The sequence below is a fragment of the Peribacillus sp. TH27 genome (genome assembly GCF_016650915.1).
In the GTDB taxonomy this organism is placed as follows: Bacteria; Bacillota; Bacilli; order Bacillales; family DSM-1321; genus Peribacillus; species Peribacillus butanolivorans.
In genome coordinates, this window is sequence record NZ_JAEKEV010000002.1 from 190,127 (window position 1) to 206,215 (window position 16,089).

A 16,089-nucleotide genomic window follows, 5' to 3' on the forward strand; every position below is an offset into this window, starting at 1 on the left:
TTCATGTTCAGTATCCTTAAAAAACAGTTACTCGTACTATTCAGACGTGCGTATAAAATTGGGGGACAAGAGTAAGCTACAAACGTATGATAAGCTGTTGCAGGAGGTGAATAAATATGAGTAATGGTGCAGGACGTTCTAAAAAGAACGAACCAAATGATGCAAACCATGTGAATGCGGAGACGAAAGCATATCAAAGACAAATGTCAGAAAAGAATAACCAAGAGCATAATGATGGAAGCAAGTATAAGGGGAAGGTTCAATAGGGCCTGATCTTTTTTGGTTTCCAGTATAAATTTCCTCTCATATCCCTCACAAATGTAGAAGAATATTTACTAGGGAACTGATATATCAATATCAGTTCTCTTTTTTGATATACCTTGAGTAAATCATATCTGTAACTAGTTTATATATATGGAGTAATGGGAAAAGCCTTGGAAATAAACATTTAAGGGCTATTTATGCGGCTCTCAAATTTATTCAATAGAGCTTGATCCCCGACTATCCGTTTGAATAGCATTTAAAAAGATTGTAAATTGTGTTTCAGTTTGACTTTGGCTTCCTAAACCTATGGGTGTGTTATTTATGTATGAGTTAGACTACAACCAATATTTTATAAGAAAAAACGCTACCCTAAAGTTTTCTTTTAGTCAGGTTCATCAAGTTACAATCGTTAATTTTTATATTAACTAACTTCCTCAATACCCATATGTATGCCAAATTATAAAGATATCCATATGAGTATTCACATCTATTGATGTAGGAATTATTGGCCTTCTTGGATGATTTGAAAGACCTGGTTATTGTAATTATGCGTCCAACATTATTCTTCCTCTATTTTAGAATACAATAAATGATATGAAAGACTTCACGTGAATTCTTGGTTATTTAACAATATTCGGAATAGACTTAATAGGTAGTCGTAGGAAATAAAACATATAAATAAATAAAAATAAAAGCAGTAAGACTCGCATATTCTAACTGCTTTTGCACGTTATTATACAGGTAATCTTCATAAAAAAGTATAATTATTGGGACAGCTTGAATGACTTTACTTATTTCCAGGCGCTGGCTGGTCAACACCCTTTACCTGATGGCGATGTCCGTTTGCTTCAGTCGTATAAAAATCATAATTATGAACATGCATTCCATTTCCTACAGGAATAGCAGGACCCGAATATGCCTGGTAATAATGAGTATGACCATCTTCAAAGACAACATAACCCTCAGTGTAATGCACATGGTTATCATCCTTAATCATAACTGGAGGTGAAGTTACATCTAAACACAGATGAACATGGCCATCACTAACAGATGTATAGTCAACGGACCCATGATTATGGTTTGGCACAAATCCCTGAACAAAATCATCCTTTCCAACCATCCTAACACTTCTAACTATCACTTTTCCAAAGAATATTGGTCGCTATTTTTATAACCGTTCACCCATTTTTTTCATTAAATCCATCTTCCAATACCTAAATCATGTAAACGCATTGGTTCAAGTAATACATGGTTGACAAGATGCTACAAATTTGGCCTGTTTGGATTAAAATCTTATACTGCTGCCTTGTTTTATTGTATTTCCGATTGGTACTTGACATGCCCCTAAATTCAAGGGAAATATGTTTAAAACCATAAGATTTGATAAAGAATACCTACTTTCCATTAGCTCCCGATGACTTTCTGCTTTTAATTTCTTTTACCTTTCTTTGACGCTGAAAACGTACCACTAATCACACCATGCTTATCTAAAAAGAATACTCCTATTTTAGTAAACATTGGTAAGCTAAGTGATTTCCGGGGGTTATTCCCGGAATTCCATAAAACTAAAAAGGTTTGACAAACTTTCTAATCTTACCGTATGATAAATAATATACTTGAATATATTCTCCTAAGGGGAGTAGCTTTTACAACAATGTCGTCAATACGGAGTTCTTCGCTCTCGGCTTTGTTGGCAACATTTTGTTGTTAGCCAGACCTTACCTAGTGGTAAAGGTCTATTTTCTATTAGTAAACCTTTACCGAAATGGTAAAGGTTTTTTTGTAGTCCGGATAATGTAGCCCTTCAAGAATTGTTTAAGCTAAGCTTGTGGAATGATAAATGAAAAACAAATAAATATAAATGGAGTGTATTCTTTGATACTGAGAAAATCTTTGTTACTTTTAGGGATAGGGTCTGCACAGATAGATTTAATCCTTCCCAAAAATACGTATAAATCTGGTGAATTAATAAATGGGTATTTCTTGATTAAGGGTGGTACCCAGGAGCAAAGAATAAGGAGGGTTGAATGTGATTTAATTATGGATACTCATTCTACGGGAATGGAAGATATCCTTAAAACGAGCACCATTTTATCTTCAAGTGAGATTGATTCAGGGGAAAGTAATGAAATTCCTTTTAACTTTCGTCTGCCTACATTAAAGGAACCATATAAGCGAGGGGTTTCCTATCGCCTAAAAACGAGACTTATTCTTGATAAAGGGATAATAGGCAAGGATGATGATTGGATTTTAATCGATTCTGAATAAGAGTGGAAACGGAGGTGGGAACATGGATATTTTGAATTTTACAGAGCGGGTTTTGGATTATTTGAAAGAATTCTTATTATTGAGGCTTTTTATAATAGCTCTACTGTTATTGGCCGGTTATTATATATTGAACAAAATGGTTGAATGGTTCTTTAGAAGGTCTAATTTTTTTGAGGAAGAAGTCGAAAGAACGATACAGGGTGTTACTCGTTCTGCTCTAAGGTACGGTATTTCGGCGCTTTTCCTCATTTATCTGATTGGACAGTTTATTGACATAAAGGGAATACTGGCTGGAGCTGGGATTGTAGGGGTCGTTATCGGATTTGCCGCTCAACAAATGCTTAAGGATATCTTATTGGGATTTGTTAGGTTTTCAGATAATGAATTTCGAGTGGGGAACTTTGTTACATTTAATGGGACAAGTTCCGGGACGGTTGAGGAAATTGGCATCCGGTTCATGCAGATTCGGGAATGGTCAGGAAAACTGCTTACTATCCCACACAGTGAAATCAAGACGATTCAAAATTTTAATAAAGGGAGAATGCGAATCATTGAACGCATCACGGTGAGTTACCAAGAAAAACCAGATAGGGTGAAGCGGATGTTGGAAGAATTATGCTTCACTTGTAATGAGAAGTTTGCTGAAAGCCTTCTAAGGCTCGAGGACGGTACACCTGAAGAAGATTTTAGATATCTTGGCATTACGGATTTAAATCCGAATCTTAAATATGTTGGATATGAGCTATGCATAGTTGGACTAGTAAAACCTGAAGATTATTTTGAAACATCAAGAAATGTGAGGTTTGAGATGATGTCTGCTTTACATGAGCATCAAATTCAAATGCCATCTTCCAATTTACTTGTTCAGACAAATCCGAATCATGGAAGTTTGATGGAGAGCTAAAAAAGAAGCATCTTTTTGGATTTTTGTTGGGGCTATTTCGGAAGTGTTATAAATAATATTGGATTCTTATGAAATGACGGATTGTGGGGAAGTCATTATTAACTAGGACTGTTGAGGCAGAAAAATAGACTTAGCAACTATTCATGAGGTTGAAGAATATAAACGGGCTTTCTTAAAGAAAGTCTCAGTTTGTAGACAAAAGGGGTTCGGAATGTTTTAATTCCGGACCCCTTTTGAAATTCCCTTTGAATTTTGCTCAAGATTAAGAGATTGGGCCTCTACGAGCCCACTTTATTAAGCCATTCTTGGACCTTGCCATGTCCAATTGGCTATCTTCTTTAAATTCATGGCAGCGAAAGTAAGCATCGCCTGCATCGACAATTTTTTAAGTCCCCTTAAAGTAGTCCAACGCATACCATGCTTTTCTTTTGCATCTGCGAATACACGCTCTATTGTTTCTTTACGTTTCGCATATATAGGTTTTACATCCTTGTGATGACGCAGATGATCTGCTTCTTCCATATAATTTTGCCAGATATGGCGTGTCACCACTTTTTGATGGTCTTTGCTTACTGTACACTGTGATAAAAATGAGCATGTCGCACAAGTGTGTTTGGGTGATTTGTACTCGCGATAGCCCTCTTTATTTGTTGTTGAGTACTTTAAAATCTCGCCCGATGGGCAGAGATAACAATCAAAATGTTCATCGTAAACATAGTCATGCTTGCGAAAGAACCCTTCTTTTGTTCGTGGACGTGTATAGGGTAAAGCTGGTGTGATTTCTTTCCCAAAAAGGTAGCTTGTAATGGCTGGTGTTTTGTAAGCTGCATCTGCGGCAACAACTTCAGGTTTTCCAACTTTCTCAATCACTTGTTCAACAAGAGGCTCTAAGATATGACTATCATGCGTATTTCCCGGTGTTACAATCGTCCCCAGCACAAAACCGTTGCGGTCCGCAGCCGCATGAAATGAATAGGCAAACTGTTTTGTTCGTTCATCTTTTACATAGTAGCCACTCTCAGGATCAGTTGTACTTTCTTTAATTTCTTTGGTTTCTTCTTTATCAAATTTATCCGGTGGAAAAGGCTTCTTTCCATTGTTTTCACGATCTTGATTTATTTCTTCTTGAAGGCGTCCTTGATATGCTCGTGTTTCCTTACGAACGATTTTCTTTTCGAATTTTCGCTTATTCGCACTGGCTTTCACATGTGTTGAATCAACGAATACGTGCTCTGCACTAATTAACTTTCTTTCTGAGGCTGTCATTAGGATACGATAAAAAATCTGTTCAAACAGGTCTGTATCTTTAAAGCGACGCTCATAATTTTTCCCGAACGTTGAGAAGTGAGGTACTTTATCATGGAAACCGTAACCTAAAAACCAACGGTAAGCCATATTCGTTTCAACTTCTTCAATCGTTTTACGCATCGAACGAATACCGAAGGTATATTGAATGAATGTCAATTTAACTAAAATAACTGGATCAATACTTGGGCGGCCTATCTCTGAATACATCTCTTTCACCAAGTCATAAATGAAAGTGAAGTCAATGGCCCCCTCAATTTTACGAACCAAATGGTTCGCTGGCACCAGTTGATCCAAAGTAATCATTTCAAGTTGATCTCGCTGAATAGAATTATGTTTCGAAAGCATCGTCATCACCTCAAGTTTTAATACTTCTATATTAAAACAAAAAGGACTGTAGGCAAAAGTGGTTATATCTAATTGTTAAAACAAAGTTGATTGGAACGGAAGGTGCGAGACTCCTGCGGGAAATGCGTGTCCAAGGGAGACCCCACAGGCGCAAAGGCGCCGAGGAGGCTCCCTGACCGCCCGCGGAAAGCGAGTGCCTGGGGTGGAAATCAACGTCGAATTTTTACAACCCCTCAAAAAAACTGTAGACAAACTCGATTTTCATCGAGTTTGTCTACAGTCTGGGGCTTTCTTAAAGAAAGTCTGTTTTTTTATTTTCATGACTTAATACTTGGTAATTATTCTATAATAGTATTATTTTTTGAAATTTGCACTTGATTAATCAGAATGATTCGATTATTATATAATTAACATTAAATGGAAGGGTGACCTTTAAACAATGATATATAATCCTATTCTTTAAGAAAAAATGCGTGTTAAATACGAACTTTTTTCTGGATAGGATTAGTCTGTACATTAAAATACAAACAAAGATCATTGTGTTCCTTCCATCATCAGGGATATTTTGCCTTTTTAATTTGTATTGTACTGCCTCCTGTCCAGATATTTGACAGGAGGTTTTTATATTGGGGAAAAACGCATCTGTAACATTAAGTAATAAGGAACCTAACTTATTTACAAATCGTGTATTTCGGGCCATTATCTTTTCAGGATTATTTCTACAAATAGGGATATGGGTACGGAATTTTGCAGTTTTGCTATTCGTTATGGAACAAACAAACGGTGATGCCTTTGCCATTTCAATGATTTCAGTGGCTGAATTCGCACCTATTTTTATTTTTTCATTTATTGGTGGGACGTTTGCAGACCGATGGAGCCCGAAAAAAACGATGGTTTGGTGTGATATTTTAAGTGCAGTATCGGTATTTGCTGTGCTTATCGCCCTTATCTTCGGAAGTTGGAAAGTGGTATTTTTTGCAACATTAATTTCAGCAATACTTTCTCAATTCTCTCAGCCATCGGGCATGAAGCTATTTAAGATGCATTTGCCAGAGAGTCAAATTCAAACAGGGATGTCTGTATATCAGACCGTATTCGCCGTATTTATGGTTTTAGGCCCGATCCTGGGCACATTTGCCTTCCAATCATTCGGAATCAACATCTCGATTGCGATTACTGGCCTAGCGTTTTTACTATCAGCGGGTGCACTCGCTTTCCTTCCAAAAGATCGCAAACTGGATGAAGGAACCGTAAAAACGACATTATGGCAGGAAATGAAAAGCGGAGTGAGCTACGTGTTGCGAAAAAAAGAGCTAAGTCTATTAGGATTATGTTTTCTGGCAGCCGGGCTCGGACTTGGATTCATTCAGCCGCTCTCGATTTTCCTAGTTACCGAACAATTAGGTCTGCCGAAGGAAAATCTACAATGGTTATTTATGGTGAATGGTATTGGTATGATTTTAGGCGGTGCTGGAGTGATGATTTTTGCTAAAAAAGTGGCACCGCAGAGGTTATTGGCCTTTGGAATGCTTGTGAATGCCATTGGATTAGCGGTAATGGGGTTGTCGACCAACCTTTGGATTACACTTTCCGCAGAGTTCTTTAACGGGCTAATGTTGCCTTGTATTCAAATTGGAATTAATACATTGATATTGCAGAGGACCGAAGGCGAGTTCATCGGAAGAGTAAATGGAATCTTAAGCCCATTATTCACTGGTTCGATGGTTTTGACTATGAGTGCGGCAGGAGTGTTGAAAGAACAATTTTCACTCGTCGCTATATTTGAAACAGCGGCATTCTTTTTTATTATTGGGATGTTTTTCATTTTGCCATTGTACAATCAAAAGATAGAAACGAAATCATTGGAAACTCAGTCGCAGGAATAAGGAAAAGTCAGTGAAGTGGTGAAAATTTACATGTAAGTTGAAAGCAGAGAGCAGGCTCTCTGCTTTTTTGAATAACATGAATCTAGAAGATATCAACTTATTAAAGGAGTGGGTATTACTTAAAGATTGAATCTGGTTACTTAAACTTTGTACTTCATTCACTATGTTATTCATGAATAAATCGTTAAGAATAATATACTATTGGTTTCTGAAGGTAACAGATGCTAAAAACCATTAATAAAGAGAAGTATAACTATTGCCGGGTAAATTTGATGTTGCATCCTTATTTAAGGTTTGCCAGTTTGATAGGATTAACCGTATTATTTCAGATTCTAAGCTGTCGGAAAAAGTATTGCAGAGGTACGAAAAGAAGAAATTGAGATTGTGAATAAATAGAAATCATACCATGTTACGTTGAGGAAAAGTGAATGTTGGCTTTTCCTCTTTTTATTAGTTTAAAAAATGAACATGGAATTATTTGTTTGAATTAACAACAAAATCAAAAAAAATACACTTCACATTAACGTTAGCTTAATAATTAATAAGTAATATTGAGTTGGAAGTAGGCCGTTTGTGGAAAAGTTGTTTTATTGTGGGCTTTGTTGAGAGCAAATGATGGTCGGAAACAAATCATTACAAGCATTAACAATTTTTCCGTTATTATTACCTGCATAGACAATAAATACTGTACCGACAAACAAGTCTTAGTTCCTCTAGATCTTTCATATAGGAAGATACAGAATTCAAATTAGAAAATTTTATTCCTTCTTTTTAGAGTTTGTCAAAGTAAGTGATACACAATTTGCGTTACTAACTTTAGGAGTGAATTTTTCTACTGAAAAAATGAATATAAGAGGGGGATTGAGTGGCGGGTTCCATGATATGAATACATTCTTATTACCAAAATTTCAATGATTTATTATATATAAAATAAACTAAAAGTACCTTGAAATTTGCTTTACTTACATAAATTTTTAGAAATTTCATTAGATTGGTCTTAATTGAAATCAATAAAATCATATTGTGAAAAGAGGAGTAGCAATGAAAGATGAGCAACTAAAAAACGAAACTGAAAAATTGTCAAATACTATCTTAGAAAAGGGAATGGATCGACGTAGTTTTTTGGGAGGTACAACGAAGATTGCCGGGCTTACGCTTGGATTATCGCTAGTAAACTCACTAAATGGACTTGAGGCCGAAGCAGCATCGCATGTCGAAAAAGCATCAAAGTTCGGTTTACACAAAAATCCTGATTTGGTGTTTCCTGTTATTAGTGATGTGCATATGTTGAAGAGTGGTACAACCGATCTGCAAAAGTTGGGTAGCGCATTGCATCAATTGAATGAGTTGGTGCCAAAACAAGATGCTCTTGTTGTTGTTGGGGATTTAACAGAAAATGGATTTACGGAAGAGTATGATCGCTTTGTGGCTCTTTATAATGCAAAAAAACAAACGCAGGCCGCTTCTTTGTTTGCGATAGGAAATCATGACTATTGGAATGGTTTATCTGTAACAGATGCCCAAAAACTGTTTTTAAAGAAAATGGGGATGGAGTCTATTTTCTACCATAAGGTAATCAAAGGGTTTCATTTCATAGTTCTTGGCACTGAAAATGGAAAGACAGAAGGATACTTTTCAGAACAACAAATTGCGTGGTTAGGGGAGCAACTGCAGCAGGCGAAACAAGATGATCCTAAGAAACCGATATTTGTGTTTCTGCATCAGCCTATCAAAAATACAGTATACGGGAGTGAATGGGGATTCGAAGTTAACAGAGAGTTACTGTATAACACTCTAAAAGAATATCCGCAAGTAATTACGTTTTCCGGTCACACACATTATCCATTGGATGAACCAAGAGCAATCCATCAAAAGGATTTTACCTCTGTTGCAACAGCTTCTCTAAAAAATATGTGGGTAGAGGCTGGGTATCTTCAAGGAGAATTACCTAAAGGATCCGAAACCTTTAGTCAGGGTCTAATTGTAGAGGTTCATGGAAACAAAGTGAACATTCATCGTCGTGACTTTAATCAAAATAATTGGATAGGCGAGCCATGGGTAATTGACTATCCCGCTAAAAAAAATACATTTAAATATACAGAAATGAGAGAGCAAGTAAAACCTCATTTCCCTAAAGGAGCAAGCATTACGGTTCTTGACACAACTAGTACTGAGATGAATGTCATGTTTACTCAGGCAAATGATAATTTACTGGTACATTCTTATAAAGTAGTGGCGAAGAACAAACAAACAGGACAAATAGCGAAAGAGTTTCGGGCTTTCTCAGAATTCTACAAAGATCCTATACCCAACCCATTCGTTCTGCCAGTTAAGGGATTGCAGCCAGGTATAAGTTATGATATCGAAGTATATGCGATAGATTCATTTGGTAATATGAGTAAAACATTCTTGAAAATAGAGGGAAAAACAAAAGCATTAGCTACTCTCTAATATAACTTTAGCTTTCAGGAGAAATACAAGAGGACAACCTGATGGAAAACAAACCGTGAAATCGGCGTACCATTTTTACATATATGGGAACAGGTGCTGCAGCCCTTGCAGCCGTAACTTCTGGTTTACTATTTTAAGAGAGACAGCCAATATAGAAACTGAGAGTTTGTTACGTTTTAGACCGAAGAAAAAAGGAATTAAATTTTAAGGAGGATACACAATGTTTCAAAATATTGGGATGCCTGGATTGATATTGATTTTAGTCATTGCCCTCATCATATTTGGACCATCTAAGTTGCCCGAAATTGGACGTGCTTTTGGCAGCACATTAAGAGAATTTAAAAACTCTACAAAAGATTTGATTTCTCCAGATGAGAAAGAAGAAAAGACACAATCCAAATAATTTTTTAGGAAGATGTAAGCAACAAGCTTGCATCTTCCTCTTGTTTTTACAAGTATTCCATCTGAAGAATGAGTACTCCCATATCCCAAATGTTTTGATAAAGAAAGGCGATGTTGAAAATTAAGTCTGGTGTAAAATATAAAGTAGTACCTATAAACAATTGGGCAACTGCAGATCATGTATCTTTAATAGCTAAGTGATATTTAGAAATAAAAGGAAGAGTGGCAATTAATGTTCTCTCTTTTTTCTTGTAAGGAAGTTTCCATTTTATTTCCGTAAAATGTCTTAGCCTGGGTTTTAGGTTTAGAAGTATCGTTTTTGCATGTGACTATATAATTTAGACAGTTTCATTTTTAATGGGCTCTTTTATTCAATTTTCGCGAAAATATTCAGTCGCCCTTTATAATGTTGTGATTTTTAACTAGGCGTAATTCTTGTACAAGGAATTGTGTCTTTTTTAGTTACATTAGTTATTTACCATTTATGGCAAGATTCCTTTTTGATACAAAGTAGAAGATATAACTACCTAAAATTAATGATATTTTAGCTAGAGGTAATTGTATAAATGTTAAATTACTTAGACAAACTAGAATGTTCAAATATGTAAAAGGGAAGGAAAGATGCAGAATGACAAAGGTATTATACATCACAGCTCATCCGAATGATGAAACTCAATCTTACAGTATGGCCGTTGGAAAAACATTTATTGAAACTTATAAAGAAGTAAATCCTAGCCATGAAATTGTGAATATTGACCTTTATAAAGAAAATATTCCTGAAATTGATGTGGATGTTTTCAGTGGTTGGGGAAAACTTCAATCTGGAAAGGGATTTGAAGAACTTTCGTCGGAAGAGAAAACTAAAGTTGGTCGACTCTCAGAATTATGTGAGCAATTCATTGTTGCCGATAAATATATATTTGTAACACCATTATGGAATTTTTCATTCCCACCAGTATTAAAAGCATATATTGATTCTGTTTCTGTTGCAGGAAAAACATTTAAATATACCGACAAAGGTCCAGTTGGCCTTTTAACTGACAAGAAAGCATTGCATATTCAAGCTCGTGGTGGTATTTATTCCGAAGGACCAGCAACTGAAATGGAAATGGGACACCGATATCTAAATATCATAATGCAATTCTTCGGAGTTCCTTCATTTGAAGGATTATTCGTTGAAGGACATCGTCCGCAATGCCTGATAAAGCACAAGAAATTAAAGAAAATGCTATTACAAGAGCAAAAGATTTAGCTTCTACTTTTTAATTACCATAGAATCAACAACTTGTTGGCTTTTTTTATGTAGATTTATACTTAAAGCTATCAGACCTTCAACAATCAGGTGCTTTAGTTGAAGAAGCATTAAACAAACTAGATGCCTGAATTAACATAAAGAACCTATTTTGAATTTCAATATTTTTTCAAAATAGGTTCTATTATTAGTCGGAAATCCAGACTGGAATGTTAAATGTGATCAACTTTTATTTTAGATTTTTAAAAAGAGGGTTTAGTCCAATACTGTTTTGGCTTAGAAAAAAACGTAAAATAGTTAATTAACATCCTAAATATAAAAAGGAGTAGGGAGTTTTCCTTACTCCTTTTTTGCATGAAAAGATTTCCCCTGCAGAGAGACTATTCTTAATAAATTGAAGATAGGTATCAGTCGTGAAAAGGTCAAGACGTAGTGCTTGTTGCAATGACAGTTAAAAGATAAAAAAATTCTGCAAATCATAGTATCCTTGTTAATTACAGAATAGCAGTGAAAATTTGGTTAAATAATTTCTAGCTATATTACATAATATATAGGTCAAACAATCTCTCAAGGGCGTTCACATGTTAACTATGTAAAATAAGAATTGGAATAGTCCTTAAGGTACTCTAAGACTCAACACAAAAAATAGTCGGTAGGTTATGTACTAATAAAAACTTAATTGAACTGAAATTTTGTTAAATAGCTCTACGAACGTTTAAAGGATAGGAAAACACCAAGGAAGGGTTGAAATAATTGAAGACAATAATTAAATGGTCAGGAGAAATGGCTTTTTCTGGATCTACTCCGTCAGGACATGTAATAAAAATGGATGCTGCCAAAGAAGTAGGAGGACAAAATAGCGGAGCGAGACCCACAGAGTTACTGTTACATTCCTTAGCCGGTTGCACAGGAATTGATATTGTAATGATCTTGAAAAAAATGCGATTTGAACCAATTACTTTTCAAATAGAAATAGAAGGATCACGGGCAGAAAATCATCCAAAACGATTTACCGATTATCATATCCATTATTTACTAGAAGGGGAACTGCCAGAAGATAAAGTGGTCCGTGCTATTAAATTATCGAAAGATACGTACTGTTCAGTATATCACTCATTAAATGCAAACATTGAAGTGAGTTATTCAATTAATGGAGTCAAAGGAGATCAAAAATTATAATTTTTGATCTATGAACTATTTACCACTATTTCAATTTACTCTCGACATATTAGAGGGAGTAATTTAAAGCACAGCTAATTTTTTAATGAATTTTTATATTATTTAAAATAACCGAACTTTTCGCTCCTTTATTTTTTATGCAATGGCTTATGTTCAAAAAAGAGCCTTCTTTTATTGAAAATACTATTGAATTAGAGTTAAAGCGTTTACGAACGTTGATGCGAAAAAGTATTATTAGAACTCATACATGAGGAAAATAATAAAGATTCTTTAATGTACATATAAACCCTTTTACAATCCATTTAAAGGTCCTTTCATTTTTTAAATCCCGCTCTTGAGGTGAATTGTGTGGTTTTATACCCCAATCCTTCAATGGCTTTTTTGTGTTTTAAAACGTTAGGATAAAGTGATTAGTGCGATGGGATTTACACAAATAAGCAATGTATTAGTAGCATGACCATATGCTATATATGTACGGAGAAAGTCAACCGATTATCCTTTTCGGTAGCAAAACGCTTGAGATATTAAGTGGTCTACCATTATTGTTTCTAGTGAAGAAAAAGATGATCAGTAGACAAATTCTTGTTCAACAGAGACATGCTTAGATAATATTCTTTACAAACATCTATTAGGGATTTAACGGTAATCTAAAGGTTAATTAGTTTTGTACGTCAGAGTTCCCCAAGCTTAATTTAAATAGATTTATTGAAAATTGAAAATTTGAATTCTTTAGTTTTCTATATTATCTTGTTATTATAGAAGTAGCTATTAGAAAAATCATAGGAGTGAAGGACAATGAGTGTACATAAAGCCCTTTCTTTACATGCCCAAAAACAAAATCAACTTTTTACTGAATTTTCGCTTTTAGACCAACAACGTGAAGATTATATTCAAGGAGCTATTGAATTATGTAAAGCTGAAAAGGATTTTACAACAGACCAAATTAATCAAATCACTATGCAAATCAATGTTCTTGCAAATCAAAGGTTTATACCTACTCGTAAATTAGTTACCCCAGACATGGTTCGTTCATATGTGGAGTCATTGAAGTAAACTAATTTACAGATCTTAGATGTAAGAAAAAGCACCGAACATCGGTGCGAGCCTGACACTCATTATATAGATGAGTGTTTTTTTATACACGAATTTTAAACTACCAATTAAGATAGATGGCATATAGAAATATTTTTAGTTGTTTAGTTGGAATGATATTAAGAGGGATATAGAGTTATTAGATACTGTTGAATTCACCTAAAATGGTGGACACTTAAAAAGGTCCGATTTGGGTTTTTTAAATAGTAATAAATCAGGAATGATGAAAATAGAAAAACTATGGCATCATGAATAACATAGCTAGTTCAATTGTTTGTTCTTCGCTTTAAAAGCATGATTCTTTAAGGCACATGTAGGCGTGGCAAGAGTAAACCACCTTTCGATGATTGCGTAGTCCTTAGAAGGTCTGCTAAAGAAAAACCGAGTAAATGTTAGATTGAGGACATATGTCCTTTCCAAAATACGTGAATCTATCATTTAATATAGAGAGCAATCTAAATGGGTGAGTGAAAAATGAGAGGAAGTTTCTTCGCGTTTTTAGGAAGTGCCTTTATTACTTTGCAAGAAGTAGTTAATTAGCGGATGATTCAAGATATAAGAACTTGGTAAACTGCAACGATTACCTAATTGGGATTCGTGATAACACTATTTTAGCAGTGCTCCTTGCCCGGCTCAGTTTGATCTTTGGCATTGATTGTAATGGCGGTTCGGTGAAATCAAGCAGCAGATGAAGCTACCGCAGTTTATCGGTATTGAGTATGTTGGTAGCTAGCGTTGTGATATTAGTGCTTAAATAGTAGAACTTTTTCAGAAATGGAATGAATGAGGGGGAAGAGGCGGAAGCGATTCATGAAGCAAACCGAAGATAGACAGCAACTCAATTACTATTTGCATGCTCATCAAATAGAATCTATATTTAACGCTCCATTAATAGCCCAGTTGTCGTTGTATAGCTTTGATCAGGGAGAGATTATTTGTGCACAAGGAGAGCCATCACAGTATCTCTATATACTTGTGAAGGGGAAAATTAAAATTTATACCACCTCTTTGGAAGGTAAGAAATTGATTCTTTCTTTTAAGACACCACTTGAATTGATTGGGGATATTGAATACGTACAAGGTATTGATATTATCAATACGGTTGAGGCCGTCTCGTCTGTTAACATGATTGGAATTCATTATGATTCGTTAGGAAAATACGGAAGTGATTATACACCGTTTCTACAATTTTTACTCAAAACCATTACAAGAAAATTTTGTATTAAATCTAACTCTTTGAGCTTTAATTTGATGTATCCAGTAGAAATACGATTAGCAAGTTATTTATTGTCCATATCTTTTGATGAATCAGATGCTCATTTTAAAGGCCGTCTCAGTACAAATAGTTTAAGAGATGTAGCGGATTTAATCGGGACGAGCTATAGACATCTCAATCGAGTTATCCAACACCTATGTACAGAGGGTTTGATTGAACGTAACAAGGAGTTCATCCATGTTAAAAATCGAGAAGGATTGAGTGACCTAGCCAATCACAATATTTATGAATGAATTAGAATAGAATCATTAAATTGGAGAGTAGAGGTTATTATTGTAGGACTAACATTTGCACTGATCGTAGGTTTGTTAGTCAGTTCGCAAAATATAATGAATAGTAAAGCGAATGAAAATATAGGCTCTTGGGCTGCAACGACACTTGTATTAGGAATGGAATCTTTCCCTTTGCTGATGATTGGTCTCATCGTTGAAGGATATTTGCTTTGCAAAATATGAAGCCCTGGTACTGGTTCAGTGACTTAACCGGAGTAGGTGTCTTCATCAGTATAATGAGGGCCATCAAGTTGCTTGGTCCCAGATATGCTAGCTCAATTTTGTAAATTACATACGTAGGAATGGAGAAGGAATTGTGAAAAAATATCAGACATTATTATTTGATGTAGATGATACACTATTGGATTTTGGCGCAGCAGAAAAATTAGCTTTGCGCTTGCTTTTCGAGGATCAAAATATCCACTTAACTCCTGAAATCGAAGCACAATATAAAAAAATAAACCAAGATCTCTGGAAGTCCTTTGAAAAAGGAATAATAGATCGTGATACGGTAGTGAATACTCGCCATTCACGTTTATTTAAGGAATACGGTCGAGAAGTTGATGGAGTATTAATGGAAAAGAACTATCGTAGCTATTTAGAAGAGGGGCATCAGCTTGTTAATGGGGCCTTTGAATTGATAGCCGATCTGCAAAATAAATATGACTTATATATTGTTACTAATGGTGTTTCCAAGACCCAGTATAAACGCTTACGTGATTCAGGATTATTTCCGCTATTTAAGGATATTTTCGTTTCAGAGGATACTGGTTTTCAAAAGCCCATGAAGGAATATTTCGATTATGTCTTTGCGCGAATTCCTAATTTCTCGATGGAAAAAGCATTAATCATCGGAGACTCCTTAAGTGCGGATATTAAAGGCGGACAGCAAACTGCTATAGATACATGTTGGCTCAACCCTAAACTGGAACCTAATGAAACTAAAATTGTTCCAACATATCAAATACAAAAGCTTGAAGAGCTGTATTGCATTTTAAACGTAGAAAAAGAATCAACAGCTGTTAGTCAGTACTGTTCCTGACTATCGCATTATCTTTGTTAACAGCTTTAATAAAATGATCAATTTTTTTATGAAATCTATATTAATTAGCAAGAAAAGAACCATTTTGATCTAACTTTGATTAAAATGGTTTCTTTTTGTATCTTGAAAAACATGAGTGTTAGATGTT

The 16,089-nt window shown here is 35.1% G+C and carries 12 protein-coding genes and 1 pseudogene; 11 read left to right on the forward strand and 2 right to left on the reverse strand.

Annotated features, from left to right (window positions below; translation table 11 throughout):
* The first annotated feature begins 116 nt into the window (after window positions 1–116).
* The gene (locus JFU24_RS02490) at window positions 117–266 is read left to right on the forward strand and encodes a hypothetical protein (protein ID WP_201249440.1); all 150 of its coding nucleotides are present in this window, start codon (window positions 117–119) and stop codon (window positions 264–266) included.
* A gap of 785 nt (window positions 267–1,051) precedes the next feature.
* Here the strand turns inward: JFU24_RS02490 and JFU24_RS02495 are convergent.
* Entirely contained in the window at window positions 1,052–1,384 is a 333-nt protein-coding gene (locus JFU24_RS02495) for a YmaF family protein (RefSeq protein WP_201224476.1), read from the reverse strand.
* A 755-nt stretch (window positions 1,385–2,139) separates the two neighbouring features.
* Here JFU24_RS02495 and JFU24_RS02500 point away from each other — a divergent pair.
* Window positions 2,140–2,532 (forward strand): sporulation protein, encoded by a 393-nt coding sequence (locus JFU24_RS02500; RefSeq protein ID WP_242485254.1) that lies wholly within the window; start codon window positions 2,140–2,142, stop codon window positions 2,530–2,532.
* A 22-nt stretch (window positions 2,533–2,554) separates the two neighbouring features.
* Complete coding sequence (locus tag JFU24_RS02505; RefSeq protein WP_201249441.1) at window positions 2,555–3,436, forward strand: mechanosensitive ion channel family protein; 882 nt, start codon at window positions 2,555–2,557, stop codon at window positions 3,434–3,436.
* A gap of 294 nt (window positions 3,437–3,730) precedes the next feature.
* Here the strand turns inward: JFU24_RS02505 and JFU24_RS02510 are convergent, their stop codons facing one another.
* Window positions 3,731–5,089 carry an IS1182 family transposase gene (locus tag JFU24_RS02510; protein ID WP_201249442.1) on the reverse strand — a complete coding sequence of 453 codons (1,359 nt, stop codon included), beginning with the start codon at window positions 5,087–5,089 and terminating at the stop codon, window positions 3,731–3,733.
* 626 nt (window positions 5,090–5,715) lie between these two features.
* Between JFU24_RS02510 and JFU24_RS02515 the strand changes: the two genes are divergently transcribed.
* The 8 genes and pseudogenes from JFU24_RS02515 (at window position 5,716) to JFU24_RS02550 (ending at window position 15,941) form a co-directional block, all read left to right on the forward strand.
* A complete protein-coding gene (locus tag JFU24_RS02515) occupies window positions 5,716–6,975 on the forward strand; it encodes an MFS transporter (RefSeq protein ID WP_201184728.1) in 1,260 nt (419 codons plus the stop codon).
* 1,041 nt (window positions 6,976–8,016) lie between these two features.
* Window positions 8,017–9,426 carry a metallophosphoesterase gene (locus JFU24_RS02520; protein ID WP_201249443.1) on the forward strand — a complete coding sequence of 470 codons (1,410 nt, stop codon included), beginning with the start codon at window positions 8,017–8,019 and terminating at the stop codon, window positions 9,424–9,426.
* A gap of 220 nt (window positions 9,427–9,646) precedes the next feature.
* Complete coding sequence (locus tag JFU24_RS02525) at window positions 9,647–9,829, forward strand: twin-arginine translocase TatA/TatE family subunit (protein WP_201184724.1); 183 nt, start codon at window positions 9,647–9,649, stop codon at window positions 9,827–9,829.
* Window positions 9,830–10,456: 627 nt separating this feature from the next.
* A pseudogene (locus JFU24_RS02530) lies at window positions 10,457–11,094 on the forward strand (FMN-dependent NADH-azoreductase).
* 739 nt (window positions 11,095–11,833) lie between these two features.
* Window positions 11,834–12,259: an OsmC family protein gene (locus tag JFU24_RS02535; protein WP_201249444.1), complete on the forward strand. Its 426-nt coding sequence runs from the start codon at window positions 11,834–11,836 to the stop codon at window positions 12,257–12,259.
* A gap of 795 nt (window positions 12,260–13,054) precedes the next feature.
* The gene (locus JFU24_RS02540) at window positions 13,055–13,312 is read left to right on the forward strand and encodes a DUF2533 family protein (protein ID WP_056522882.1); all 258 of its coding nucleotides are present in this window, start codon (window positions 13,055–13,057) and stop codon (window positions 13,310–13,312) included.
* An 849-nt stretch (window positions 13,313–14,161) separates the two neighbouring features.
* Window positions 14,162–14,860 (forward strand): Crp/Fnr family transcriptional regulator, encoded by a 699-nt coding sequence (locus JFU24_RS02545; protein WP_201224480.1) that lies wholly within the window; start codon window positions 14,162–14,164, stop codon window positions 14,858–14,860.
* A gap of 355 nt (window positions 14,861–15,215) precedes the next feature.
* Window positions 15,216–15,941: a YjjG family noncanonical pyrimidine nucleotidase gene (locus JFU24_RS02550; RefSeq protein ID WP_201184716.1), complete on the forward strand. Its 726-nt coding sequence runs from the start codon at window positions 15,216–15,218 to the stop codon at window positions 15,939–15,941.
* Window positions 15,942–16,089 lie beyond the last annotated feature (148 nt).